The 5852-nt window shown below is 66.4% G+C and carries 11 protein-coding genes; 2 read left to right on the forward strand and 9 right to left on the reverse strand.

Going from position 1 to position 5852, the window contains the following annotated elements:
* On the forward strand, positions 1 to 502 hold a 502-nt coding region (locus tag ACZ4TW_RS23690; RefSeq protein ID WP_465546936.1), incomplete at its 5' end, for a hypothetical protein.
* An 8-nt stretch (positions 503 to 510) separates the two neighbouring features.
* Here ACZ4TW_RS23690 and ACZ4TW_RS23695 read toward each other — a convergent pair.
* From ACZ4TW_RS23695 to ACZ4TW_RS23735, 9 genes are all read right to left on the reverse strand, one after another.
* Positions 511 to 1323: a Fic/DOC family protein gene (locus ACZ4TW_RS23695; protein WP_465546938.1), complete on the reverse strand. Its 813-nt coding sequence runs from the start codon at positions 1321 to 1323 to the stop codon at positions 511 to 513.
* Between the two features lie 83 nt (positions 1324 to 1406).
* Entirely contained in the window at positions 1407 to 1709 is a 303-nt protein-coding gene (locus ACZ4TW_RS23700; RefSeq protein ID WP_465546940.1) for a hypothetical protein, read from the reverse strand.
* 56 nt (positions 1710 to 1765) lie between these two features.
* Positions 1766 to 1960, reverse strand: a complete 195-nt coding sequence (locus ACZ4TW_RS23705; protein ID WP_465546942.1) for a hypothetical protein — start codon at positions 1958 to 1960, stop codon at positions 1766 to 1768.
* Positions 1961 to 1984: 24 nt separating this feature from the next.
* Positions 1985 to 2662 carry a hypothetical protein gene (locus ACZ4TW_RS23710; protein WP_465546944.1) on the reverse strand — a complete coding sequence of 226 codons (678 nt, stop codon included), beginning with the start codon at positions 2660 to 2662 and terminating at the stop codon, positions 1985 to 1987.
* A 30-nt stretch (positions 2663 to 2692) separates the two neighbouring features.
* On the reverse strand, positions 2693 to 2941 hold the full coding sequence (locus tag ACZ4TW_RS23715; protein WP_465546946.1) for a redoxin NrdH: 249 nt from the start codon (positions 2939 to 2941) through the stop codon (positions 2693 to 2695).
* Positions 2942 to 3383: 442 nt separating this feature from the next.
* Positions 3384 to 3875: a hypothetical protein gene (locus tag ACZ4TW_RS23720; protein WP_465546948.1), complete on the reverse strand. Its 492-nt coding sequence runs from the start codon at positions 3873 to 3875 to the stop codon at positions 3384 to 3386.
* A gap of 32 nt (positions 3876 to 3907) precedes the next feature.
* Positions 3908 to 4402, reverse strand: a complete 495-nt coding sequence (locus tag ACZ4TW_RS23725) for a hypothetical protein (protein ID WP_465546950.1) — start codon at positions 4400 to 4402, stop codon at positions 3908 to 3910.
* A gap of 94 nt (positions 4403 to 4496) precedes the next feature.
* Positions 4497 to 4928, reverse strand: a complete 432-nt coding sequence (locus tag ACZ4TW_RS23730; protein WP_465546952.1) for a hypothetical protein — start codon at positions 4926 to 4928, stop codon at positions 4497 to 4499.
* 24 nt (positions 4929 to 4952) lie between these two features.
* Positions 4953 to 5513, reverse strand: a complete 561-nt coding sequence (locus tag ACZ4TW_RS23735; protein ID WP_465546954.1) for a hypothetical protein — start codon at positions 5511 to 5513, stop codon at positions 4953 to 4955.
* 78 nt (positions 5514 to 5591) lie between these two features.
* On the opposite strand from ACZ4TW_RS23735, the gene ACZ4TW_RS23740 reads away from it, so the two are divergent.
* The coding region (locus ACZ4TW_RS23740) for a transposase (RefSeq protein ID WP_465546956.1) at positions 5592 to 5852 on the forward strand (261 nt) is incomplete at its 3' end.

Below are 5852 nucleotides of genomic sequence, written 5' to 3' on the forward strand. Positions count from 1 at the left end.
TCAAAAACGGCGAACTCGTCGAACCCGGCACCGCCTCACCCGACCAGCAGGAGGCTGCCTGAAACAACCTCATCCACAGATCTTGACAATATCTCGAGTCCAGGACACGGAAAACGACTATTACAGCCGCACAGTTATTGAGCTTGACGAGGCGCTGCGCCCGCTGGCCGCGATGGCCAGCAGCTACCGTCCGCACATTGAGATGCTCGACACCATGAGGCGTGTGGACGGCAGAGAACGCTGGATAAGCCCCGTCGCGCAACGCCTCATCGAGCGCACCGACCAGAACCTCCTGGAGGCATTCGGCACCCTGGCACACGTGGATCCACGCATCGACACTCCAACTGTCCGCATGGCGGCGGTCCCGGTCGCGCTTCGCGCAACGGCGGCATGCTTGAGCAAGCTCGCCGATGATGCCTCCTACCACTCTGGCACCCGATCATCACCGGACGTCGCGATGTTCCTACCGAGCGAAGTGTGGTTGGACGACACCCTGACCTGACACCCGCCTCACCTCAGTGCGGCACGTCGAGTTGGTTCGCGGTCGTAGCCTTCGGGCCCGCGGTCACGCCCAGTCCCGCGGCGATGGTGAGTGCTGCCCGATGTCCCGCGCGCACCCGAGGTGGGCGAGCGTCGGGAGGTGCCGCGGCTGGCAATTCGGGCCGCGCGCTGCGCGGCGGTCTCGCGTTCGTCCACACGAGCTTGCGGTGACGTGAGGGGCTCGGCGATCCGCGCGAATACCGGGATCATGGTGTCGGGGACGGGTTCGAAGGTGCCGCGGTCGGGGTGGGAGAGCATGGCTGCATTGACCCACTGTTCGGGGGTGATGCGGCTGTAGTCGAGGTGGTAGCCGGCATCGGCGGCGAGGTGGGACATGAACACCTTTGCTGCGCGTCCGTTGCCTTCACGGTAGGGGTGGCCCATGTTGATCGAGGCGTAGACGGTGGCGGCCTCGACAGCAAACCCCTTATGGTCCAGGTCGGTCCAGTCGACGGAGGCGATGTGGTCGCGGGCGTGGTCGAGGTAGCTGCCGATCTGGTTCGGGTCGGCGAACGGCAGGCCGTCTTTGCTCAACGGGTATGTGCGCGGAACACCGGCCCACTCATAGATCGGAGAGAACAACGCGGCGTGGATGGTGTGCAGATGCTCGGCGTCGTAGGTGCGGTCAATCGGGATACGCCCGTCGACGATCATCGCTTCGCGGTGCGCGGTGATGGTGTATTCGGCCGTGGCGAGCGCGTCGCCGTCGGTGAGACCTAGTTTATTGGCCAATACGGTGGTGCCGGAGATGAACGTGGCGTCCCAGTCCTCCTGTGCGGTCACTCACCTTCACCTTCCAGACATGACGACGGCACCACCAGGTGGCGGTGGTGCCGTCGTGAACAAACTAGGCGGGTTCTGCGCGGTCAGCCGAAGGCGTGTGCCACTCGCGTTCCCGTCGCCATGGCGACAGCTTCGGCGATGACTTCGGCGTCGGTCAGCTCCCGGCGCGCCGACCGGGTCAGCAGGTCGACTTCGGCCCGTTGCGGGTCCCAGCCTTCGAGAACGTTGTTGTCGATTGCCTGCACCACACCACGGACCTGGGTGTCGGTGAGGCCGGCGAACAACTCCGGCCAGCGGGTGACCCATCGTGACTCGATCATCGCCGCACCTGCCTTTCTTGGATGTCGCGTCGTACTCAACAGTTTACCGGTCACGGCGTAGACCATCTCTCCTCCAAACGGTGAGGGCCGGTTTTCCCCGAACTCCGGGGGAGGGTGCGTGATCAGAACAGGGAGATCTGGTCGCGTGCGGAGAGTTCAGCGGCGCGCTGGTGGGCTTGGTCGACGGCACGTTTGACGGTCGCCTCGGGTAGGGCGAGGTCGTGGGCGATGTCGGTCCAGCTGCGGCCGCGCTCGCGCATGTCGGCGGCGAGGTCCTGAAGCTCGCGGTCCTGGGCGGCGTAGTCGTCGTCAGTCATCGCATCTCCCTGTGACTTTTCTGTTCAGATGCGGGCAAGGTTGTCGCGGATGGTCAACCAGCGGGTTTCGGCTGCTTGTTGGTGTCCGGTGAGGGCGGTCCAGTGGCCGGCGAGTTCGGCGGTGGGGCGTTCCTGGGTGACTTGCTGCATGCGGGTGAGTAGGGCGGTGTATCCGCGGCGGTACCAGGCGTCGATGAGGGCGGCGGCGAGGTAGGGCAGGTCGGCGCTGTCGGCGACGGGGCGGCCGTGGCGGGGTGAGGCGATCTCGAGCATGATGCCGCGGGTGCGGGTGGTGAGTCCCCGGTCTGCCAAACGCGCATTGACCAGAACGGCGGTGGCGGGGCTTCCCTCGTCGAGCAGGGTGACGACGGTGTCCCAGACGTCTTGGTGCGCTTCGCGCCAGAACAGCACACTGCCGGCGGGAAGAACGGTGGCGGTGTTGCCTACTTGGCGGTTGGTGGGGGTTCCGATGATGGCCTCGACCACCGAGCGGGCGAGGTGTGGTGGTGCCCAGACCAGAGCCGTGAGCATGTCCACCTCGAGGCGCAGGGCATCGTCGAGAGCTTCGGGGTCGGCGATTGCCCCGGTGAGGGTGAGGTCGGTGCCGTCGGCGACGGTTTCGAGCTCAGGGAGGGGTTCGACCGCGTTGGTCTGCGGGTCGGCCTGGTGCTCGACGTCGGGGGTGTCCACCATGACGGTCACCTTTCTTTCCTTCGCTCTCGATTGTTCCGGTCAGGCCGCTGCTGCGGCGAGCTTCTTGATGCGGTCGGGTCGGAAGCCGGACCAGTGCTCATCGCCGGCGACCACGACGGGTGCTTGCAGGTAGCCGAGCGCCATCACGTGGTCACGAGCCTCGGCGTCTTGGCTGATGTCGACGATCTCGTAGGACAGGCCTACCTTGTCGAGGGCCTTGTAGGTGGCTTTGCACTGCACGCAGGCGGGCTTGGTGTAGACGGTGATCGTGGTGGTGTTCTCGCTCATGTCGGGGCCTCATTTCGTGTGCGTCGCGAGTGTTTACTCTTACCTTCATTGTAGATCGTAATACGTTGTGGCGCAATACTTTTCGCCTGTTCACGGCATGTTTTTCGGGCGTGTCTGGGGGTGATGCTTTGCCTGATATTTGCCGCCCATTCGCGCTGCGGCGGTGTGTCAATGGAGCGCAGGGGAGAACCTGGCGCGAAGTAAGCGGGAGGTGAGCGCAGCGAACCGGAGCGCGTGCCAGGTTGTTGCCGGAGTGCAGTTGACGCGCTGGTGTTGCGCGCCATGACAATTGGGCGGTGTCAGGCAATGATCCGGGTGGTGACTTCGGTTGCTCAGGTGACCGCTGTCGGTGCGCGACAGCGCATCCGGTGCGGCGGGTTCAATACCCGCCGCACCGGACCCCCGCCCGCCGGTGGCGAGGGTGCCGGGCGGCACGGTGTGGTCACCAGGGCCTCGGGTTTCGGTTGCTGTCGCCGCGCCCGTCGTAACCGTCGGTGAGGTGATCGCGGTGCTCCCGGCGGGCGCGGTCGGCGAGTTCGAGGGTCTGGTCGAGCAGGTGGGGGAGTACGGCAATCTTGGCCCTGTCGGTGCTGACCTCGGCGATGGGGCAGACGGTCAGATCGCCCTGGGGGTAGATCGTGATGACGATCGGATGGATGGGTGGCCACCGGGGGTCACGTTGTGCCACGTGCCCGTTGCCGTCATCGGTGAGGGCTTGCTCGTCCTCGTCGGTGACCACGACGGCATCGCCGGTGGTGGTGCGGGCGTAGTGTCCGCTGCGCTGTGGGCCGAGGCTGGTGTGGGTGAACACCAGGCCACCGCCGGGGGTGCAGGCGTAGTGCGATCTGCGCTGCGGGCCAAGGGTGGTGCGGGTGAGCACCAGCCCGGTGGTGCGGGTGATGTCGGCGAACGCCTGGTCGAGGGTGTAGCTCATCGGTTGTGCCTCTCGGTGCTGCGGTGGTCGGGTTACTGGGTGTAGTTGGGTCGGTGGCGGTCGATGTCGGGCCAGCGGCCGGGGATCAGTCCCTCGACGTCATCGCCGGGTTGGCTGGCGAGTGCGGCGGCGGTGGCGAGGATTTCCCAGAGTTGGGGGCCGGGGTGGCGGTGGTGGTCGCGTTCCTGGGCGATGACGGCTTGTTGCCAGCTCATCCATTCGCGGGGTGAGCCGTGTCGTTCGGGGGTGAGTAGGGGGCTGCTGGCGGCGGCGGTGCGGCGTGCGGCGGCGCCGACGGCGTGAGCGGTCTTGATGAGGGTGCGCGAGCTTCGGGGGTGCTGCTCGATGAGGGTGTCGAGGGTCCAGGCGAGCAGGTCGACGTCGAGGAGCATGCGGTGGCCGTAGTTGCGGCGGGTGGCGGCGGCGAGATTTGCGGCGGTCCAGAGGATGCCGGCGCGGGTCGCGGCGTAGTCGTCGGGGATGATGGCGGGGCTGTAGGTGCCGGGGGTGCTGAGTGTTGCGGTCATGGCGGTGGCCTTTCTCGGGGTTTGGGGGTCGGTTGCGGCTCGGGGCGTTTCGGGTGCCTGCCGAGCCGCAACCGAGGTACTGGATGGGTTGTGGTCAGATCGGGAAGTCGTGGACGTTGACCTGGCGAGGTGCGTCGATGCCGGGGATCTCGGGCAGTCGGGCGGTGAGGAATCCGGCCGCGCGGTGTCCGATGAGTCGGAATCCCGCTTCGCTGGCGGTGACGGGTGCGAGGTACCAGCTGGTGCCGCTCGGGCCGAGCAGTCCGGGCACGTACTTGGTGACGGCTTCGCCGGTGTCGAGGTTGTGGGTGGTGACCGGGGTTGCCCAGGTGACCGAGACCAGGGCGAAGAAGGGGCCTCGGTCGTGGTCGGTGATGGCTTCACCGGTGCCGGCGGTGAGGGGTTCGGCAAGGGTGCCGGCGGCCGGGTGGCCGGGGAAGGCGTCGATGCGGCCGACGATGTGGGCGCGGGTGCCGTCGCTGAGGTGGGCGACGATGGTGGTCAGTGCGGCGCGGCTGGTAGTCATGGTCGTGTCTCCTTCTCGGCTCGGTCAGCCGTAGATCAGTGGGGCGGCGGTGGTTTCGCGGTCGTCGTCGGCGGCGGCGATGTGCTCGGCGTTCTCGGTGAGCCAGTCGTGGGCTTTGCGGGAGTCCTCGGTGAAGTGGCCGGTGATCAGGGTGTGGTCGGGTGCGGGGTAGCGCGAGGTCTCGAGGTGGCGCAGGCCGTGGGGCCGGTCGGCGCGTCCGGGGCGGCAATCTCTGGTGTCCAGTGAGATCGCCCCGAGTCGGGCGGTGAGTCGCATCGTGAAACCGTGGCGGTAAATGGTCGCCAGCTCGACACCGAACGGGTAGGGCTCGGTGACCGGCGTAGCGGCGTAGACCGCGACGTTGCTGCCTGTGACGGTGCGCACCCTGAGCACGTTGGGGCGGTCGCGGAGGGTGACGAGGTTGGGTTCGGCGTCCTGCCACACCTCGGTGATGCGGTCGAGTTCTCGTGCGGCGGTGGTGGTGGCGATGATCTGGGTGTCGAGGTCGAGGGCTGCGCCTTCGGATGCGGTGTAACCGCTGGTGAGGCGGGCGGTGAAGTAGCTGAACGGGGTCTGGCCGGCCATTGGGTGACCTGACCGGCGTGTCGCGGACGGTGGTTCCCGCCACTACGGTGGGAATGACCGAAGGAGAGTTGGGCGACAGTGGCACGGGATCGTGGGCGTTTCACCGATGAGTTTCGGGACTCGGTGGCGCGTGAGGTTGTGGAGAAGTCACACACCATTGTGGATGTGGCCAAAAGGCATGGAGTATCTGAGAATTCCGTGTCTCGGTGGGTGAAGGCGTATCGGGATCGGCATCCGGAGAGTGCGGAGGAGCCGTTGACGGTGTCCGAACGTGACCGGCTGCGTGAATTGGAGAAAGAAGTCCGCACGCTTCGCGAGGAAAACGATATTCTGGGAAAA

The sequence above is a fragment of the Agromyces sp. NPDC029043 genome (assembly GCF_055564615.1).